Origin of the sequence: Paraburkholderia humisilvae (assembly GCF_902859855.1) — a bacterium.
In the GTDB taxonomy this organism is placed as follows: Bacteria; Pseudomonadota; Gammaproteobacteria; order Burkholderiales; family Burkholderiaceae; genus Paraburkholderia; species Paraburkholderia humisilvae.
In genome coordinates this window covers 246,441-266,730 of record NZ_CADIKH010000005.1, presented here as the reverse complement: position 1 = coordinate 266,730, position 20,290 = coordinate 246,441, and the positions used below count along the sequence as shown (strand labels likewise).

The window sequence follows — 20,290 nt, the reverse complement described above, 5'->3', positions numbered from 1 at the left end:
GTCAGGACAAACGTCACCGCGCATCGGCGGTGTGCCGGAAGGTCGGAGCGTTACAGCGCGCGCGGAGGTCGCCAGAGGCCATCCGGCGCACGGATGGAAAGCGACTGCGAATAGTGGAAAACGACCCGGTGGTAAGGCGCGGCCGGACGGGAGACGTCGGCCAAGGTGCCGGAATAGTAGAGACTGCCGAACTGGCATTGCGCCGACATTTTGCAGAACCCGGCCTTGGCCTTGCCGTTCGCTGCCGGCTTCGTCGAATCGCAGCCCGGCATGACAGCGGACCTACTGCCGTCGTCCTGCATGGCGACGGACTGCTGCATCGGACATTCGCCGGCAAGGCCGCTCGCTGCCAGCCCAGTGATCGGCAGCATCACGCACAGCAACAGCAGGAGAAGGGTCCGAAGAAGTTTCATGATTCGTGCCGCAGGCGGCCGCATTTTACCGTATGCCGCGCATCGCGTGGCGACTCCGTTCCATTCAGTTCGATGAAGTGACCGGTATGAACTTTAAGCATTCCCGCAATGGGAATGTCAACAGGAACACTCGAGGGGCGCGCAAATTTTTTTATTACGAGTCGCAAGCCTCGATACGCCGCTTTGATTTTGTTTGGCAAAATTTTATGACGAATATATTTCGCCAGCCGTATCCTGTGAAGCTACCGGCTACGTCGCTCAAATACTCCAAGTCGAAAGACGACAATCGTGTTCGCCCCCTCCGTCGTCATCGCCGTCCAGAAAGTGAGGGGCCTGATTACCGGCAAGGCACTCGATCCGCTCGACCCGCGCACGCGCCGCGCCATTGCGATTGCGCCGCTGCTCGCATTGGTCGGTCTCAGCGCCGACGCACTATCTTCTGCCTGCTATGGTCCCGAGCAGGCGTTTCTCGCACTGGGTCAGCACACGCCACTCGCGGTATTTCTCGCCGTCGCGACAGCCGCTACCGTCTTCATCATCTCGTACGGTTACAGCCAGCTCATCGAGTTATTTCCAGCCGGCGGCGGCGGCTATCGCGTTGCGACCGAATTGCTCGGTCCGCGCTTTGGCGCGGTGTCAGGCGTTGCGCTGCTGGTCGACTATATGCTGACTGTCGCGACCTCGATCGCGAGCGGGGTCGACGCCCTGTTCAGTCTGTTACCGCCGACCGCGCAGCCGTTCAAGCTCGTCACGCAGCTAGCGCTGATCGTGTTGATGACCGGCCTCAACCTGCGCGGCATGAAGCAGTCGATCGTCGCGTTGCTGCCGATTTTCATTGGCTTTGTCGTGCTTCACGCGGTACTGATCGTGTATGGCGTGGCGGTCCACAGCAGCGATCTGGCGGCGGTCGCACCGGCCGCTTTGAACGAGGTGCGCGACATGTCGCATACGGTCGGCCCGCTCGTGGTTATGGCGTTGCTGATGCGAGCGTTCTCGCTGGGGGGCGGCACCTACACCGGCATCGAAGCCGTATCGAATAACGTCAACATGCTCGTCGAGCCGCGTGTGCGCAATGCCAAATGGATTATGTTCCACATGGCGACGTCCCTCGCATTCACGGCCGGAGGCATCGTGCTGCTGTACATGCTTTGGCAAGTAAAGCCGGTCGACGGCCAAACGCTCAACGCGGTGGTATTCGGCAACATCATTGATCATCTTGGGATCGGCTCGTCGCTGGCACGCGACGCGTTGCTAGCGTTAGTGCTTGCCTTTGAGGCGGGACTGCTGCTCGTGGGTGCTCAAACAGGGTTTCTCGATGGACCAACGGTGCTGTCGAACATGGCAGCGGATTCGTGGGTACCGCGTCATTTCCGCCATCTGTCGTCACGGCTGGTACGACGCAACGGCGTGATCGTGATCGGCATCACCAATTTAGCGATCGTGTTATGGACGCACGGCGAGGTGAGCACGCTCGTGGTGCTGTACAGCATCAATGTATTCCTGACGTTCAGCCTGTCGCTGCTTGGCCTGTGCATCCACTGGTGGCGCCAGCGCGACCGCGGACGCTGGTTGCGATCGTTTGCGCTGGCCTTGCTCGGCTTATCGACGACGGCCACCATGCTAGCCGTCATGCTGGTCGAAAAGCTCACCGCAGGCGCGTGGCTCACCGTGCTCGTGACCGGCCTATTGATTGCATTGTGCTTGCTCTGCAGGCGTCATTACAGAGCAACCTCGCTGCAACTGGCACGAGATGACGCACGCTTTGCCGCCGCGGCGCCCGAGGCCGATGACGACACGCCGCTACGGCCAAACCCATCCCGGTCAACCGCGATTGTGCTCGTCGACCGACATCGCAGTACGAGCATGCATGCATTGCTTTGGATTGCTCACAGATTTCCCCGCAGGTTCGATAACATGATTTTCCTCGCAATCGGCGAACTGGATACGCAAAGCTGGGACGACGCGCAACTGGAGCAATTGCAACAACAGATGTCGTCATCGCTTGCGTACTATGTGGCCCAGAGCCGCAGCCTGGGATTCGCAGCCGATTGCCGGATCGACTATGCGACGCATCGGCTGGATGGACTAACGCGACTGACTGAAGCCACCATCGAAGCGTTCCCGCACAGCGTGTGTTTCGCCAGCCAGCTCGTCTTCAAGCGGACTCGCTGGCTGTCCGCATGGCTGCACGATCGAACACCAGCGGCACTGCAAAAGCGGCTGCGGTTGCAAGGCAAACGGATGGTGCTGCTACCGATGATGCTCGGTTGACGACGACAACGCGTTCCACGGGAATAACCTGCATGGCGTCGCTGTTGTGATTGATGGGAGACACGCGAGCTTGCCTCCGCGCATTCGCACGCGACCGGCGACCCGGCAGTGAAGAGTCCCGGTCCGGCGCGCCCACTTCTCACCAACCCTGACTTTTCCGCTAGCCGGACCGACATGACGCCAATCGATCTGAGCCCCCTGCTTGCCCCCGTCGACGACGCTGCGCCGACCGGACCGAACCTCGAATACGATCCTGAATTCGCCGAACTCGAGCGCATCGCGACACCGAGGTCCGAGCGTTCGATCGGCGACAACGTGAAAGCCGCCGAAGAGCCCGACTGGGACAAGGTCGCCGGCCTCGCCGAGGCCCTCTTCGCGCGCACCAAGGACTTGCGCGTGGCCATTCATCTGACCGCCGCCTGGACGCGGCGCGACGGCCTGTCCGGGTGGAGCGCCGGTCTGGGTCTCGTGCGCGACCTGCTCGACCGCTATTGGGACATCGTGCATCCGCAACGGGACGCCGACGACGACAACGATCCCACCGCCCGCTCGAATGCGCTGATGCCGCTCGGCGACCCGCAAAGCGTGCTCGGCTATTTCCGCACCGCGCCGTTCGTGTGGTCGACGCGGCTCGGCCGCTTTTCGCTGCGCGATCTGCGCATCGCCAACGGTGCGTTGCTGGTCACGCAGGCCGCCAACGGCGCGCCGCTGCCGACCCTCGTCGAGCTCGAAGCGTGCTGCATGGATTGCCCGGACGATCACCTTCCCGAAACAGCCGCTTTACTCGCCGCGGCGCTCGAGCATGCACGGGCCATCGACGCGCTGCTGGTCGAGCGACTGAGCACGGCCGGCCCGGACCTCACGCACCTGATCGCCGACCTTTACGAACTGAAGAAGTTTGTCGATGCGCAGGTCGCGCGACGATTTCCCGAACTGGCCGCGCAACACGCGGACGAAGCGGCGCCCGATCACGCGGCACAGCCTGAAATAGCCGAGACCGCGCGAGACGACGGCAAAATTCGCGGCTCGAACGACGTGCTGTTGCGCATCGACGAAATCTGCGAGTACTACGCTCGCCACGAGCCGTCGAGCCCGGTCCCCGTTCTATTGAGGCGGGCGCGGCACCTCGTCGGCAAGAGCTTCGCCGATGTGCTGAAAAACGTCGCACCGGGCGGGCTGGCCGAATTGCAGATGCTCGCCGGGCCGGAAGAAGCATGACGCGATAGCCTGCACCGCGAAACGCGCGCACTCATGCAGTGCGCAGCATCAACCAGTAAAACAGTGCGAGCCCCGCGCAGACCACGCCAAGCACACCCAGCGATAGCATCCGTTGCCGCCAGCGCGATACCGGCCGGGCGGCGCGTTCGGGCGCCTGACCTGCGGACGCCGGCCGGCGCACCGTGTCGCGGCCTGTCGCGCGCGTCGTATCGCTTAACGTCGCAAGCAGACGGCGGCGGCGCAACCGGTACTCGTCGCGCGACACGCGGCCCACTCGATGCGCGTCGTCGAGCGCGCTCAACTGCAGATTGACACGCCGTTCGCGTTCCGTCATGCCGGTTCCCACATCCGCCGCGATCGCGCGTCACCGCCATAAGGCATACGCAACGCGCCGATGCGAGCGCCGTTCAGCGGGTTGCGCAAGCGCGCCTTGATCTGCGCCAGCCAGCCGCGCAGGCCACCGCGCGGCAACTGGCGGCTCGCGCCAATATCGCTTTCCAGCTGCTTCATGGCGTCGAGGTCGATCGCCTCGGCTGCTTCGTAGCGCGCCTGCAATCCCTGAAATTCGACATCGGTCAGACGCTGCGTGCGCGCATTCGCCAGCGCGGCCGCGAGCTCGTAACGTTCCGCCGCGTTACTCAGTTCAGTCGGCGCGCCGAGGGCCTTCGCGCCCTGCGAGGCGACGCTCGCCGCCTCGGACAGCTTGCCTTGCCGGCATAGCGCACGCGCCTCGCCCAGATACGCATTGCTGACCAGTTGCAGCCCCGCCCCCGTCAGGAACGGATTGTCGGGCTGCAACGACTTGATCTGGTCGAACGACTCCTGCGCGGTGTCCGGATCGTTGGCGCCGGCCGCGCGCCGCAGCGAATCGATGGCCGACGCGACTTCGTCGTCGTCCACCTGCTGGTCGATCTTCTGTTGCTGCAGCAACCCCTGCAAACGATCGCGCTGCTCGTTGAGTTCGGTCGACTGCGGGTCGTATTTCAGGCCGATGTTGACCAGATCGAGACTCGGCTGAAGCTTCGCGGGGTCGCTCACCCGATCCACCGCGACGACGATGCCGTCGGCCAGCGCATCGATCGCCTGCCTGGTTTCGGGTGCGGGGTCGTTGTGCAGCACCGCCATCGCATTGGCGACCGCGTGCTGCCATGGGTCATCGGGTGCGGGCCGGCTCGCGAGGTCCGCCAGCGCGCGGCGCGCATCCGCCACCGTCATCGCATGCGACGCGGGCACCGGAAGGCCGGCCGCGACGGCCGCCGCGGCCGCCGCCAGCTCGCTGCGCGCATGTTGCAGGCGCGCGGAGTCCGGAAACAGGTGCAAGCCGAGGTCAATCCACGCACGGGCTTCGTCGAACTCGTCGTTCGCGATCGAATGCTGGATCGACGCATCGAACTTCGTTTCAAGCGCCGCGCTGTTCAGCAGTGCGCTTTTGGGGTCCAGCGCGCGGATCCGATCGACAACCTCGGCCGCTTGCTGGGGCCGTCCTTCGGCGAACGTGTGGTTGTCGAACGTGTCGTCGAGCTGGTTGTTCAGATCGTTGAGCACCGCGGTGCGCTGCTCGTCGATCTGCTCGCGGCGCGCGTCCAGCGCGGTCGAAAACAGTTCGAGCCGGTCGCGCAACTGGAACACGTGCTGAGCCGCCGCGTAGTTCATGCGCCCTGCCGCCGGGTTCCAGTACTCGTCCAGACGCGCGAGCAGGAAATTCCGGATGACAGCGCCCTGCTCCAGCACGATGCGCCTGCGCTGTTCGCTGCCCAGTGTGCTGAGCGCCTGCGCGGCCTGGTCTTCGTTCGAGAAATGCTGAGGGTCGTTGTACGAGAAACGCGCAATCACATTGTCGACGTGCCGCTGCCGTGCATAGGCGTGCAGCAGCCAGCCGCCGACAGCCAGCAGCACGACGGCGGCTGCGCCCGCTACGTAGGGCGCGAGCCGCTCGTGCAGCCTGCGCCTGCGCAAGCCTTCGAGCAGCGACAAGGCGCTCTGCAGGCGTGCTTCGCCGCTAAACGCGAGGCTGTCCGCGAGTGCCTTGTTCTGGCGCTTCGTGAGACCCGGCACCAGCGATACCTTGCGGCCTTCGCCGAGCGCGACTTGCGCGCTGAGCTTGTCGAACGGATGCTGGCCGGTGAGCAATTCGAAGATCACGCAGCCGAGCGCATACACATCGTCGCCTGATGTGGGCTGCTTGCCCTGGATCATCTCAAGGCTCGCATAGGCCGGCGTCATCGCACCGAGCGTACCCGCGTCGAACACGGTCTGGTCGCCTGCCGCTTCATGGCCCGCTTCATGGCCCGCTTCATGGCCGGCTTCATGGCCGGCTTCGGACCCCGCTTCATCGCCGGCCGCATGAGTGGCTTCATGGCGGCGCCCGGCGCTCTGCCCATTGCCATGCTCACCGCCATATTTGCCCGCGCGCGCGATACCGAAGTCGAACACTTTAGCGACGCCTTCGCGCGTCACCATCACGTTGCCCGGCTTGAAGTCCGAATGCACGATGCCGTTCGCGTGTGCGCGCTCGAGCGCGTGAGCCATGCCTTTGATCAGCGGCCACGCCACGTCGAGCGGCATGCCCGCATACGCGCGCTCGCGAATCAGCGTACGCAGGTCGGTGCCGTCGATGTATTCCATCGTCATGAAGACGATCGTGCCGTCCTTGTCGAAATCGTAGACCCGCACGATGTTGTCGTGCGCCAGCTGCTGCGCACGGCGCGCTTCGCGCTGCAGCGCGATCAGCGAATCGGGATGGCGGCGGAATTCGTCGTTGAGCACCTTGACCGCGACGTACGGGTCGCGGTCGCGCGCCTCGACCTTGCGCTCGTCACGCGCCAGATAGACGACACCCATCCCGCCGCGGCCCAGTTCCCGCTCAAGCAGAAAACGTTCCTTCAACAGCATGCCGATGCTCGCGTGCACGCCGCCCTCCGCCTGCGCCACTTTGCGCCAGCTTGCCTGGTTCCGGCTGCTTTCGCTGCCCGTGCCGCTGGTGCCGGTCCCCGTCTGATGGCGGCTGGCCGGTTTCACGATCGTCGCATCGTCGTGAGCCGGCTCGCGCTCGACCGCAGGCTGCACGACGGTGGCCGCGTCAGCCGCCTGTGGCGACGCGCGCGACGCAGGCTTCAGCCGTGTCGCATCCGCCGCGTCCGATGCTTGCGGCGCGGGCAACCCGGTCATCTGCTGCGACGCCTGCAGGCGCCGTGTCAGCGCGGCGGCCACCGCGGGCTCCAGCGCGCCCTCGTCGCGCAGCCGCTGAAGCTCGGCCAGCTCCGCAAGATGGTCCGCCGGCGGCTGCGCCCCGCGCGCTTCGACCGCATCGAGCAGTGCGACCAGCCCGAGCGCCCTGGCCTGGAAAGCGGCGATGAGTTCTTCGAGTTCTTTCATGATGGGATTCTCACGGCTCGTCGAGCCGCACGATCACAGCGGACAGGTTGTCGCGGGCAGCACGCGCCAGCGCCTGCGTGAAGAGCCGCGTGAGCCGCTCATGCGGCCCGACGTCGGTGTCGCGATACGCGAGCTCCAGTTCGGCGTCGCTCAGCTCCTTGTTGATGCCGTCGGAACAGAGCAGGAATTGCATGCCGGCGCGGCTGCCGGCCACCGCCCAGTCGAGGTACAGCCGATCCTCCGCGCCGATCGCGCGGGTCAGCACCCCTGCGCCGGTCTGGCTGTGCGCGGACGCGCCGAACTGGGTCACGTCGGGCTTCGGGCCGTGCACATGATCGCGCGTAAGCTGGCGCAGGCTGCCCGCTTCATAGACATAGCCACGGCTGTCGCCCACCCAGCCGCACAGCACGAACTCCCTGTCGTGCACGAGTATCACCGCCGTGGACGCGATCACATCGACCTGTCGCGCGAGCGCAAGCTCACGCAGCTCCCCGTTGACCTGCTGCAGCGTGTCCTCGATCGCTTCGATAAAGTCGTAGACCGTGCCGTCGCGCCGCAACGCGCCGAGCCGCTCGACAATCAGCGCGCTCGCATAATCGCCCGCGGCGTGGCCGCCCACGCCGTCGGCGACGGCCCACAGGCCGAGGTCATCACGTACCAGAATCGCGTCCTCGTTGCGATGGCGCACCTTGCCCGTTTCGGTGCGACCCGCGGACACGCAGCGCGTGCTCGGGTCGTGGGCGTCTTTCGTGCTGCTCATGCGTCGCTCCCGATCACCGCCAGCGGCCAACGTAACGGCTGCGGGTCAAGCCCCGCGTGCGCGGCGAGATACGCGCGCGCGTCGTCGCAGGCCGGCAGGCCGAGCGCTTCGGCGACGAGCGTCTGCGGCAAGGGCGCGAGCGCACGCGTCGCGAGCAGCACCAGACGGTCGCCGGCGCCGAACTCGCCGCTCGCTTCATCGCAATGCGGCGGCTGCGCCGTGCCAAGGCCGGGCATCGTGAGCCACGCGGTACCGAACAGCAGGTCATCGAACTCACCGCCCGCCCCCTCCGCACGCTCGACGAACAATGGCCTGAGCACGCCGCGCCGCCAATGCCACGCGCACGCAGTGCCGATTCGCAGCAGCTGCACCCGGCCTTCGATAAAGCGCGCCACGAGCGCCACGCCCTCTTCCGTCACGGGCTCAAGCGGATCTTCACTGATCGCGCAAAGCGGCCTGTGCAGTGCGAGCAGGTTCGCTTGCAGACTTGCCAGGTCCGGCGCGCTCGCGAGCGCCGCGGCACGGATCCCAAGCGCGGCCCGGCGGCGCGGATCGGGCAGCCCATCGTCGGCGCTGATCAGCAACGTGCGGCCGTGGTCCAGCGACAGCACCGCCGCGTCGACCCGCGCCGGGACAGGCTCGGGCAGCGCGGCCCGACCGGTCCGGGTCCCGGCTTCGAAGTGGCGCTCACTTGCGCCGCTTGCGTGCACGGTCGTTATCGCACTTGCGCCGATGTTTTCCGTGCTTGACCAGGATGCGCTCGACGCACCCGAAGTCTGTCCGGTCATTCGCCAGAGGGTCGCCGCTGAAGGATCGCTCGCGGCATCGGGCTGCGTTGCCGATTCAAGCGGCTCACGCCATTCATCGAGACGAACGCGCGAGTGAGACGACACGTCCAGCCGTTCGGGCCATGCCGATGCAAGACCCCGCTCGCCGGTCCGGTCATCGTGCGCAACTGCATGCGCCGTTGAAGCCGCACCACCTGGCGCGCGCACTGGTTCGAGCAGCGCGGCATAACTGCGCGGCAAACCGCGTGTCGCCAGCAAGCGCTGCGCCCCCTGCGTCCACCACAGGCACCATGCGCCGGGCCGCGCGCTGAGTTGTTGCCACGCTTCAGTCAGCAGCGCGGCGGCGCTCGCGCCTTGCACCGATGTCAATTGCCATTGCCCGCCGCCCCAGTCGAGGCCATGCCAGAACTGCGCGACATCCTGCGCGCTCGCAAGCGGGTGCGGCAACGCCGCGACACGCGCATCGAACGTCTCCACGCTGACCGCTTCGTATTGCGCGCTGCGATACACGCGCTCCAGCGCGTCGAACCACGCGGCATCGCCGGGCATGCCGGCCGGATCGCCCGCCCACGGCGCGGCGAGCATCATCGGAAAGCCGCGTCCCACGCGGTCTTCCGCTGGCCCGATCAAGCCGCACCACCCACCGTCGCCGCACACCCGCGCGGGCAAGACGAAGCGCCATGCGAGACCGTCGCGCCAGGCCGCCGTCCACTGCGCGCCCAGTTCGCGGCGTCCGGTTTCGATCGCGCGCTGGAAATGGCGATCCCAGCTCTCGACGAAGGCAGCCGGCAGCCGACGCTGCACGAAATCGCCCGCGCCAGGCAGCTTGCCGTAGAAACCGACCTGGCTGTTCATCGCGGGCACCGGAAACGCCGAACCTCGGCATTGAGGAACGGGTTCTTCAGGCTCGCCGGCTGGATCGGCAATTGCGCGACATGTCCGCCGAAATCGAAGCTCGCGAGATAACGCAGATCACCCTGCTTCTGCAGATGCGCGGCGTCGAGCGCATGAAAGAAAGCCCAGTCGCCCTGATACTGCAGCGGCACGCCGACCGGCTGGCCCGCCGTATCGAATGCGCTGACCGTCACGCGGCCGGGCTGCGGCCCCGGCCACGTCATCGCGACACTGGGCTGCCCACCGGCCGCGTAGTCGTACTTCTGGCCATCGATCTCGACCGTCAGCTTCGCGATGGCCGGATCGAGCTGCGGCGCCAGCAGCGTGAAACCGACCTGCGGCGCGGCGCCGCCGCGGAAGTAGCTCTGACGGATATCGTCGGCGGTCTGCGCGGTGGCGAGCAGCGACGGCGGACCGGCCGGCGCGCCGGCCTTCCAGCGCCAGCCGCGGCCGCTCGTGTCGACCCGTTTCGCGAGCGTCCCTTTGAAAAAGCTGTCGAAGCGTCCGCCATTGCCGAACAGGTCGGCGAAGTTTTGCACCGGAATATCCGATGGACTGCCCGCCGCGAACGGATAGCGGCCGTCGACGAAGCTTGCGCAATCGCTGCCGGCCGCCGCGCGGAACTGGTCGGCCAGCGCGCCGCTGGTGCCGCTTGCGACCAGTTGCGCGCTCGCGCCCGTGAGGCTCGCGACCAGTGTGCCGATCTGTGGCGGCAACTGTCCGGTCTCCTGACGAGCGCTCAGCAGCGCGGGACTATTGAGCGCGCCCGGATCGCTGAAGTCGTTCATCGTCAGCAGCGTCTTGCTGAGCTGGTCGAGCACGCCGAGCGTATGGTCGAGCGGCGTCGACCCTGGCGTACCGGCGCTCAACGCATTGAGCGAGGCGAAATGCGCTTCGATCGCCGCGCCCGGTGGCGCGGCTTGCGCTTCGCTCCCGCCCGCCGCCGCGTTCGGGCTTACCGTCGTCGGCAGCGCGGCGCCCGAGTTGCGCAGTTCGCGCGCAATATGCGTGTTCAACGCGCGCCGTAATGCGAGGTTCTCGCCCACGGTCTTGCTCTGCGCCTTCGCCTGCGCCGTGGCCGCATCGACCCCGGACGCACCGCTCGCGCCAGTTGCAGCGCCGCGCAGCAGATCGCTGGTGTTGTCGCGCACCAGGTTCAGCAACGCCTTGAGCGGCGAGCTCGGGCCCGACAGCTTCGCGGCCAGCGCGCTGGCGTCCTGAATATTCGCGACCGGCTGCAACTGCAGATCGCCGAGCAAACCATCCCATGCGTTGATGTAGTCCTGCTCGTACAGCGTCAGCACCTGCTGCTCGAAACGCGAGCGCGCGAGCGGATCGACACGGGTCGCACCGAACACCCAGTCGTCCCTGACAAAGCGGTCAACCGAATCGTCGACACCCTTGTCAACCTCGGACGCGAAATACGGCCGCGTGAACAGCGCCGGCAACGGCTGCGACAACGGCGCACCGCTCTTGCGCGTGAATACGTTGCCCAGCAACCCGAGGCTCTGGTCGAGCCGGATGCCCGGCGCGCCCGAGCGATCGGCATCAATTTTCAGGCTGCCGTAGATCAGCGTCGACAGGTCGGCGGTCTTCAGCGTCGCGCGCGCCTGATCGACGAGCGCATGGTCGAGCGTGAGCGCACGAGGCTTCTGCGGATCGTTGAGCAGCGCGGTGAAATGTTTGTCCAGCGCCTTCTGGATCGCCGGATCTTGCGGAAACAGCCGCTGCCACTCGACGCGCGCCAGCGCGCTCAGTTCACCGGCGTCGAGATGCTGCGGCTCGCCCAGCATCAGGTAACCCTTCAGATAGCCATAAAGCGCCTGCGGGTCGCTCGCGCTCGCGCTCAAACCTTCGCGAAAGCGCACGCCGGCGCCCGGCAGCAGGCTGCCGTTGAGTTCGCGAAGATATGCGCCATGCACCTCGCGCAGCAAGGCCCGGCCCTGGAACAGCCCGAAACGCATCAGCAACGGCACATGACCCTGGTACTGGCCGGCCACGTCCTGCGCGCCGGCGATCACTTCGAGACGCTCGAGTGCGCGCGCGAAGTAGGTTTTCAGATCGGGCGAGCCCGCGAGGCTGTCGCCGGCCGGGAAATCCTTCAGCGTGTCCTGCACCTGCGCGACGTAGCTGCGGTTGCGCGCGTAGCTGGTCGCCATACCGGCAACCAGCAACGCCGTCACGAGCGCAATACCCGCATACGACGCCGCCTGCAGCATGATCTTCTGGCGTTCCAGCTTCGGGTTCGTGCCGGCGAAACCGGATTCACGGAACAGCACTTCCTTCAGCAGACGTTCGACGAAGTACGTGCGCTGCTGCACCCCCGCATGGCGCACGCGCGCCGCGTCGACGCCGAAGGTGCGTGCGACCGCGCCGAGCATCCGGTCGATCGGCGTGCCCTCCTGCGTGCCCGACGTCAGGTAGGCGCCGCGCAGCAGCGGCGGCTCGCCGTATTCATGACGCGCGAACACGCCTTCGACGAACTGCAGCGCAATCTCGCGCAGCGCGCCGAGTTGCTGCGGGAAGCTCAGCACCGCGGCGCGCCGGCCACGATCGCGCTCCGCATGCAGGCGCTCGATCAAGCGTGTGTTCAGCCGTTCGAGCAGCAGGTCGAACTCGGTGGCGAACATCGCGTAGGCGCTGCCGTCGATCGTCTTGCCGGCCGGAAACGTCATGCCCCACACCTGGCTGCGTTGGTCCGGTCCGAGGTCGTCGAAGAACTCACCGAAACCGGCGACCAGATCGCACTTCGTGAACACGAGATACACCGGCACGCGTACCTTCAGATGCTGCGCGAGTTCGTCGAGGCGCCTGCGCACGATGCGGATGTGCTGCTGGCGTGCGCCGTCGTCGAACGTCAGCAGGTCCGACATGCTGAGCGTGACGATCACGCCGTTCAGCGGCCGGCGTTTGCGATAACGGCGCAGCAGCTTCAGAAATTCACTCCAGGCCGACGCGTCGGCCAGCGCGTCCGAGTCCTGCGTCGTATAGCGGCCGGCGGTGTCGAGAAACACGGCCTCATCGGTAAACCACCAGTCGCAATCGCGCGTGCCGCCGATGCCGCGCAGCGCTTGCCTGCCGAAGCGCTCCGACAGCGGAAAGTCGAGCCCGGAGTTCTGCAGCAACGTACTCTTGCCCGAGCCCGGCGGGCCGATCACCACATACCACGGCAGCGCATACAGGTTGCCGCCGTTCTTGCGCGTTTTGCGCAGCGTGTCGATCGCTTCCTGAAAGCGCTGCTGCAACTGTGCGCGCTCCGCCGCGCCGCGCTCACCGGCCGCGAGTTGCGCGTCCTGGCTCGCGAGTTCGTCGGACATCCGCGCGGTCTTGCGGCGCTGCCGCCACTGGATAATCTGCAGGCATACCAGCCACAGCAGCACGATCGCAAGGATCAGCGCGACGCGGGCGGTCGCGCTGGCCAGCGGCTGGCTGTCGCCGATGCCAAGATACGGCCCGCCGAGCCAGATCAGCACCGCGATCAGCAGCAAACCGACCGCGCTCACGAACCAGCGGGACTTGACCCATGTTTTCAGCCGGTTCATCAACTCAGTTCTCCGGAATGTAGAGGATCTCGACGCGCCGGTTACGCGCGCGGTTTTCCGGCGTATCGACCGGCGTCGCGATCGGCTGCGATGAACCGGCGCCGCTTGCTTCGAGCCGGCGCGGATCGTTCAGCCCTTGCGCGATGATCTGCAACGTGTTTTGCGCACGCGCGGTCGAGAGTTCAAAGTTGTCCTTGAACTTCAGCGAGCGCACCGGCTGGTCGTCCGTGTGGCCGACAATGATCACCCGGCCCTCGACCTGGTTTAACGCCCACGTGATCCTGTGCAGCAGCCCGATCTCGTCGGCCGCAATGTCCGCGCCGCCGGACGGGAACAGCGCGTTGGCCGCGAGGCGCACGGTGTCCTCGCCATCGGGCTTTTCGTCGACCGTGAGCTTGCCGGCCTGCTCTTCGGGCGCGAGCAGTTGCTTGAGCGTCTTGCGCGCGACTTTTGGCCGTACCACGGTCTGCGGCGGCGGCGCGTCTTCGAGGCCGAGCTTCGCGAGCTGCGCGCTGACCGGATCGGACAGCGTATTGAGCCGCGTATGGAAGAACAGGAACGCGGCCAGCAAAATGCAAAGCGCGGCCAACCCGATCACCCACAACGGCACATAGCGCAGCAGCGGATTGCGGCGGTCCTCGATGCCGCGCCAGTGCGGCGCGAGCTCCACGGCAGGCGCTTCACGCAGCGCGCGGATGCGCCGGTACAGGTCATCCTGGATATCGGCGAGGCGCCCGAGCCCGCCCGGCTCGACCAGATAACGGCCGCCGAAGCCAAGCGCCAGGCAGATATACATCAGCTCGATCAGATCGAGGTGCCGCGAAAAGTCGGCGGCGAGGCGCTCGAGAATCTGGAAGAACTTCGCACCCCCATAGGTCTCGCCATGAAAGGTCACGAGCAGCGTCTTCTGCGCCCAGCCGCTGAGATCGCCCCATGGCGCGTTGTTGACCGACTCGTCGATCATCGTGCACAGCACATAGCGCGCCGCAACGACCGTCTGGCTGCTGACGCCGAGCGTCTGCGCATAGCTTTCGAAGCTATGCACCTGGGTGACCGCCTGCTCGCGCAGGCGGGCGATATCGGCCGGCGGTGCGACGCTATGGCGCAACTGCACGGCCAGCAGCAGCAGCGGGTTCGCCGCGCGCACCAACGGGTTGACAACGCCGCTCAGGAAATCGCCGAGCTCCGCGCGCAACCCGACCGGCGCACGCGCGGGCGCCGGCGTGGCGTGCGCGGCAGACACCGTTTGCCGCGTGGGCGGCGGTCCGATGCGCGTCGCGTCGGCAGCGCCGTCAGCGGGGCTCGCCGCGGCGCCGGCAACCGGCGTGCGCGCCTGCTGCGGACGCACGAGCGTTGCGTCGCTACGCGTCGCACGTGTTTCGTCATCCTTTTCTTTACTCATGTGCGTACCGCCCAAAGCTGCAGGTCGAGTCCGGCAAAACCGCTGCCAAAATGCATCGCGATGCCGCCGGACGTCTTGAGCATCCGCCACATCGGTGAGTTCTTGTCGCACTCGAAATAGATAAAGCCGGACGTGTACGGCAACTGGCGCGGCGCGACCGCCATCGGCGAGACGCCGATACCGGGCAATTGCAGGTTCACGAGGTCGCGGATCTTCTCCACCGGGCCGACCTTCGACTGCGTCGGCAACTGGCGGCGCATATCCTCGGACTTCAAATCCGCTTTTGCGGCAAGCACGAAGGTCGCGGTGTCAAGCAACGTCGGATCGGGCACCACGCCGACCCATACGCCATATTTGCGCTGCTGCAGCGGGATGGCGACCGCGTTCTGCTCGAGCACCGCGGAGAGCGCGATGCGCAGCGCCATGATCACGGGCTCGAAACTCTCGCGCAACGCGTCGTGACGATACGGCGGGAAAGCCTGGGCGCGCTTGCCCGGCGCGGTGAAGGTGGCAAACTCGCCGGCCATCCCGACGAGCTGCTGGTAGAACGCTTCGGGATGCAGCAGCGGCGCTTCGGCAAGATGCGCGACCAGCGGCTGATAACGGTTGATCACCTGCAGCATCAGAAAATCGGCAATCTCGGCCGCGCCGCCTCGGTCGGTTTCGGCGACGCGGCCGGCCAGCGCCTCGCCGCGCTGATGCAACAGCCCCAGCAGTTCCGACAGAAACGTCACCAGCCGGTTTGCCGGCTCCAACGCAAGCGCGGTCGGGATGAACGAATCATCGAGTATCACGCGCCGGTCCGCGCGGCATTCGACGACATGCGCGAGCGGGATGCGGATCAGGCCTTCGGTCGGCTGCGAATCCGGCACGAGACGGGTGCTCATGCCGCCGACCTCAAGCGCGGTCGCGCCTTCGATGCTGCCCGACGCGTCGTGCACCTCCGTCTCGCGCACGCGATAGCGCACCAACTGGTCGAGCCGCGTGTCGGGCCAACTGCTGTCGGCCTGGGTCGGCGCACGCAGCGGCATCGTCAGATGCACGATCTGATCGCGCCAGTTCGGGTCGATGTCGAGCGGCGGCGGCAATGGGTCGTCGCCGGGCATGTCGAACGGCGTGCCGTCGGGGAACACGCCACGTGCGCGCTTGATGCCGAGCTTGCCGATCGCGAGCAGGTCATGTTCGAGCTCCAGCTCCTGGAACCCCCACGCATGCGGCCGCAGGCCGCCCGCGCGCAACTCGACGTAGCGCTCCAGATAGCGTTCCTGCTGCTGCATGTGCTGCGGCCGCAGAAACAGGCCTTCGCTCCATATCACTTTGTTGTTGCGGCTCATGTCGGTGGACTGTCTCAAGGTTTCTTCATCAAGCGGGCGCAAGCCGGCATGACGAGGGCTGCGTCGCCATGCTCAGCCGCGGCCGCTCTTCAGACGCGCAAGCTGCTCTTCATAGGCCCGCGCGAACTCGTCGCCGAACAGGCGGCGAAAGCTCTCGTCGGGATTGCGGGTCATCGCGTCGAATTGCTCCCGGTAGCGTTCCCAGTAGCGCTGCCCCTGGCCGAATGGCAAACGCCGCGCGGCACCGCCGGCCTCGCGCTCGATGCGAGCGGGGTCGAACTGCGCGAGCAGCGACTGGAACGCCGAACGCACGCCGGCCAGCATCGCCATCTGGTGATTGCGGATGTCCGAGACAGCATCATTGAGCGCGGCGTTGCCGGACAGGAATGCGCTGTTCGGCGGCGCGAGCAACTTCCTGACCGCCTCGTCGGCGTTCGGCGCGAACTTCAGCGGGTTGTTCTCGGCGCGCTGGATCAGCGTGGCCGGCATGCGGAAGCTATTTTTCAGCTCGGCACGCGCGCGCAGCACATCCATCAGGCCGTCGATCACGATGTGGAACATCGCTTCGAGTTGCTGCTGCCGCGGCTCGACTCGCGCCGGCACGGGGACGGCCGTGCGCTCAGCCTGCTCCGGCTGAGCGGCTGGGGCGGCAGCAACCAACGAGGCCGGCGTGTCCGCTGTGTCTGGCATCGCAGGCTCGACGCTCGACGCGGGCGCCGCAACGAACGACTGGTCGAGCGCCGGCGACGGCGCCTCGGCCTTCGCTTCGGCGTGCTCGGTCCATACCGGCTCCGGCATCTGCGCGAATGGTTGCGATTGCAACGGTTCGGGCGGCTCAGCCAGCGGCGCGGGCTCGGGCGTCACCGGCGGTGGCGTGGCCGAAGCCGGCTCGACATCCACCGCGGGCGCGAGAGTCGGCTCCGCTTGCGCAGGCCGCTTGCGCGGCGGCGCAAGCTGGCTGTCGGATAGATCCCAGTCTTCCGGCAGAAGCGGCGTGTTGTGGCGCACGGCCTCGACCTGCGGCGGACGGAAGCGGTCGGCCGCAGTTGGTGTGTGATTCCAGCTCGACACAGGCGGGGCGAACGCAGCAGGCTCGTCGATGTATGACGACGGCGCATCGAAGAGTGCAAGCGGATCAACGCTCGCACCCGGCAGCGGCATACCGCTGCTTCCGGGTATCAACCCGTCCGCGCCGATCGCGTCGGGCGGCATTGTTCCGTACGACGCACCGCGCTGCCCATGTGCTTCGACGTGAAATTCACCGGGCGACGATGATGAAGCGCCCGGCGACGCCTGCAGATCACGCGACGGCGCCGGCTCGGACCACGCCTCGGACGCAGCCGGAACGTCTCGCCGTTCGCCTGGGTGTCGCCCATCGGTCTGCGCGTGATGCGCCGGATCAGAGGCGGGCGTCTGCCACATCGTGCGATCTTCGCTGTCGCCCTGCGCCCCAATCCGCACGCTGACCTCGAACGCATCGATCTGCAGACGGTCGCCATCTTTCAACGCCGCGGGATCGCCTCTGCGCAATGGCGCGCCATTGAGCAGCACGCCATTGGTGCTGCGATCCTCGATGAAATAGATACCGTTCAGATAGCGCACCAGCGCGTGCAGACGCGACACGCCTTCCGCGCTCAGCACCCAGTCGCACTCTTCCGAGCGGCCGATGCTGCCGTCGTGGCCGTCGAAGCTTTTCTGCCGGCCGCTACCGAAGCGCTCGGCCTGTTCGCCTCGTACCGCGAGAATCAGGCTTGGCTCACTGCTCATTTCATCTCTCCGTCGATACCGTAGGGATGCCTAGCAGACCGAGCGCATCGCGTACGAACCCGGCGCGGCGCGCGGCGAACTGGTCGGCGATCAGCGCGGCCATATAGGTGATGGCAGCCATCGCGGCGAGCGCGGTCAAATGCTCCGGCGCAGGCGTCGGCTGCGTGTGCTGCGGATTCAGGTTGCCGCCCGTCCAGCCGGCGGCCGCGGCGGTCCACGCGCCGATTGTCTGGTAACGGTGTGTCTTCGCGAAGGCGGCCGCATCCGCGCGGTTCGGCTCGCTGGGCTCGCGCACCCACGCTTGCGCGAGCGCGATGCCGGCGCGGTCGTGTTCGTCGAGCGCCTGCTGGCGCGCGCACTGGCACACCCACGCGACCGCATAGCGGCGCGGCAACAGACGCGCAAGCAGACTCAGCGCATCGGCGGCGAGGTCGGCGTCGAGCAACGCCTGCACCGCCGCGCGCGGCTCCATCTCCGAGCGCAGATGCTGCTGTGCGCGCACGGACACGCGCATCTGCCGGGCCGCTTCGAGTACGGGTGTCATCACGGCGCGGCTCACAGGATCATCGGCGCGGCGCCGCCGAGCACGGCGGTCGCGGTGCCGATCAGTTGCAGGTTGGTCGACTGGATCAGCGCGTCCGCCCCCGACATGATCTCCATCGCCGCGACCGACGTCATGTTCAGATTGGCCTTCGAACTGATCTCCATCGCGAGACCCGAGGCCATCGTCACATTCATCTCGCCGTTGATCGTGATCTGGGTGCCTTCGATGGCGATTTCACCCGAACTGTTCATCGTGATGCTCGCCAGCCCGGTGACGAGCTTGATCTGGTTGCCCGCCGTGAGCGTGTAGTTGTGCGCGACCTGCACATCGTGATCGTGCTCGGACTCCTCGCGCAGGTCCTTCTGCGCATGGATCAGCACCTGCTCGCTGCCCATCCGGTCTTCGAAACGGATCTCGTTGTAGTCGTCACTGCCGCCCCCCTGGTGGCTGCGGCTCTTCACGCCGCTTTGCGTCTTGTTGTCCGGCAGGCTGTACGGCGGCATGTTGTCCGCGTTATAGACGCTGCCGATAATCAGCGGCCGGTCCGGATTGCCGTCGAGAAAGCTCACCACGACTTCCTGCCCGACACGCGGAATGAATTGCGCGCCCCAGCGCTTGCCGGCCCAGCACTGCGCCACCCGTACCGGGCACGAGTTCTGCGCGTTCGGCTTGCCGGGCTGATTCCAGAAAAACGTGACCTGCACGCGGCCGTATTTGTCGACCGCGATGTCTTCCGCCGTATCGCCGTAGACCACCGCGGTCTGCAGACCCGCGATCCTGGGCCGCGGTGTGGTCGGCATCGTGCGGAACGGCTGGCGGCTCGAAATCACTTCGAAGTCGCAGTCGAACGGCCCCTCGCCGTCGTCCGCGCCGCCGCCTGTCACGTAGTCGGGTTCGACAAGACGGATCACCGTGTCGATGACCAGGTATTCCTGGTTGGCTTGCTGCATCGGAAAGTCTTTCAGCGTAAACAGCGCACCGGTGGCGAAGCCCACCGCATCCGTGTTGCCGATGCAGAGCGCCTGCGGCACGTTCAGCGCGTCCGCGCGCACCTGCGCATAGCGCTGGCCGTCGGCAAGCGGCTGGTTGTAGCCGAAGTAGTCATACGAGTAGTCGTAGATGTCGAGCCCGCTCACGCTATGCGCGTCGGCCATGTCGGTCAGTTCCTCGGTGGCGAGCAGCGATGCCTTGGGCTTCAGATAGTCGTAGTCGTCCAGTTGCACCTTCGTCGGGTTCACCGTGCGCGCGCTGCGCCAGCCGCTGATCGACGCCTTCATCCGCTTGCCCCGTTCGGTCGGCGGCGCGTACGGGATCTGCTCGAAGCCCGGCACCGTTGTGTGCGCACCGAGCGCATCGGCCAGCACCATCGTGTGCGTGCCCTGCGTATGCGTGAAGAAGTAGTAGATGCCTTCCTGCTCCATCAGCCGGCTGATGAAATCGAAGTCACTCTCGCGATACTGCACGCAGTAGTCACGCGCCGGATAGTTGCCGGCGAGACTCAGCTTGAGGTCGCCGTAGCCGATTTCGCCGAGCACGGTGCGAATGATCTGCGGCACGCTCATGCTTCGATAAATGCGGCAATCGCGCTTGCGCGTCAGCAGCCAGGGCTTGGGCACGAGCACGAACCGATAGACCGCGTAGCGCACGCCGTCGATATTGACGAAGCCGCTCTGCTCGCCTTCGCTGACAATGCCGTTGAAATAGCGCGTATAGCCTTGCGGCGTGACCAGCTTCACCGTCATCGGCGTGCCGAGCAGCGCGCGCAAATCGACCTCTGCATCGTGGCTGATCGTCTCCATTTCATAAGAAAACAGCCTTCCAAGCGACTCTTTCGCGGTCATGTTCGCGAACAGCAGACGGGTGCCCAGTGTCGAGGTCAGCGTGATTGCGTGCGCCATGAAATCTCCGGTCACGCGAAGCAGTGCAGACAATCCGAACTCGTCATGCGCAGCCACTTCGCGTTTAGAAAAACAGTCGGCCGC

At 66.2% G+C, this 20,290-nt stretch carries 13 protein-coding genes; 2 read left to right on the top strand and 11 right to left on the bottom strand.

Going from position 1 to position 20,290, the window contains the following annotated elements; genetic code table 11:
* Positions 1–50 precede the first annotated feature (50 nt).
* A complete protein-coding gene (locus tag HV796_RS07145) occupies positions 51–413 on the bottom strand; it encodes a hypothetical protein (protein WP_175225758.1) in 363 nt (120 codons plus the stop codon).
* A 288-nt stretch (positions 414–701) separates the two neighbouring features.
* Between HV796_RS07145 and HV796_RS07140 the strand changes: the two genes are divergently transcribed.
* Together HV796_RS07140 and tssA are read left to right on the top strand one after the other, a co-directional pair.
* Positions 702–2,684 carry an APC family permease gene (locus HV796_RS07140; RefSeq protein ID WP_246355730.1) on the top strand — a complete coding sequence of 661 codons (1,983 nt, stop codon included), beginning with the start codon at positions 702–704 and terminating at the stop codon, positions 2,682–2,684.
* Between the two features lie 174 nt (positions 2,685–2,858).
* Positions 2,859–3,902: a type VI secretion system protein TssA gene (gene tssA / locus HV796_RS07135; protein WP_175225757.1), complete on the top strand. Its 1,044-nt coding sequence runs from the start codon at positions 2,859–2,861 to the stop codon at positions 3,900–3,902.
* Positions 3,903–3,933: 31 nt separating this feature from the next.
* On the opposite strand, the gene HV796_RS07130 is transcribed toward tssA, so the two are convergent.
* From HV796_RS07130 to tssI, 10 genes are read right to left on the bottom strand one after another with little or no spacing between them, the layout of a single operon-like run.
* Complete coding sequence (locus HV796_RS07130) at positions 3,934–4,236, bottom strand: hypothetical protein (protein ID WP_175225756.1); 303 nt, start codon at positions 4,234–4,236, stop codon at positions 3,934–3,936.
* Positions 4,233–7,277, bottom strand: a complete 3,045-nt coding sequence (locus HV796_RS44040; RefSeq protein WP_246355729.1) for a serine/threonine-protein kinase — start codon at positions 7,275–7,277, stop codon at positions 4,233–4,235. Before HV796_RS44040 ends, HV796_RS07130 begins: the two co-directional genes overlap by 4 nt.
* A 10-nt stretch (positions 7,278–7,287) precedes the next feature.
* Positions 7,288–8,037, bottom strand: coding sequence for a PP2C family protein-serine/threonine phosphatase (locus tag HV796_RS07120; RefSeq protein WP_175225755.1), 750 nt, complete (start codon positions 8,035–8,037; stop codon positions 7,288–7,290).
* Positions 8,034–9,680, bottom strand: a complete 1,647-nt coding sequence (gene tagF, locus HV796_RS07115; protein ID WP_175225754.1) for a type VI secretion system-associated protein TagF — start codon at positions 9,678–9,680, stop codon at positions 8,034–8,036. Before tagF ends, HV796_RS07120 begins: the two co-directional genes overlap by 4 nt.
* Positions 9,677–13,261 (bottom strand): type VI secretion system membrane subunit TssM, encoded by a 3,585-nt coding sequence (tssM, locus tag HV796_RS07110; protein WP_175225753.1) that lies wholly within the window; start codon positions 13,259–13,261, stop codon positions 9,677–9,679. Before tssM ends, tagF begins: the two co-directional genes overlap by 4 nt.
* A gap of 4 nt (positions 13,262–13,265) precedes the next feature.
* Positions 13,266–14,663, bottom strand: coding sequence for a type IVB secretion system protein IcmH/DotU (gene icmH, locus HV796_RS07105; RefSeq protein WP_175225752.1), 1,398 nt, complete (start codon positions 14,661–14,663; stop codon positions 13,266–13,268).
* Positions 14,660–16,015 carry a type VI secretion system baseplate subunit TssK gene (tssK, locus tag HV796_RS07100; protein WP_246355728.1) on the bottom strand — a complete coding sequence of 452 codons (1,356 nt, stop codon included), beginning with the start codon at positions 16,013–16,015 and terminating at the stop codon, positions 14,660–14,662. Before tssK ends, icmH begins: the two co-directional genes overlap by 4 nt.
* 54 nt (positions 16,016–16,069) lie before the next feature.
* Entirely contained in the window at positions 16,070–17,764 is a 1,695-nt protein-coding gene (gene tagH, locus HV796_RS07095; RefSeq protein ID WP_175225751.1) for a type VI secretion system-associated FHA domain protein TagH, read from the bottom strand.
* A 1-nt stretch (position 17,765) separates the two neighbouring features.
* A complete protein-coding gene (locus HV796_RS07090) occupies positions 17,766–18,308 on the bottom strand; it encodes a DUF6931 family protein (protein ID WP_175225802.1) in 543 nt (180 codons plus the stop codon).
* Positions 18,309–18,319: 11 nt separating this feature from the next.
* Positions 18,320–20,206 (bottom strand): type VI secretion system tip protein TssI/VgrG, encoded by a 1,887-nt coding sequence (gene tssI / locus HV796_RS07085; protein WP_175225750.1) that lies wholly within the window; start codon positions 20,204–20,206, stop codon positions 18,320–18,322.
* Between the last annotated feature and the right edge of the window lie 84 nt (positions 20,207–20,290).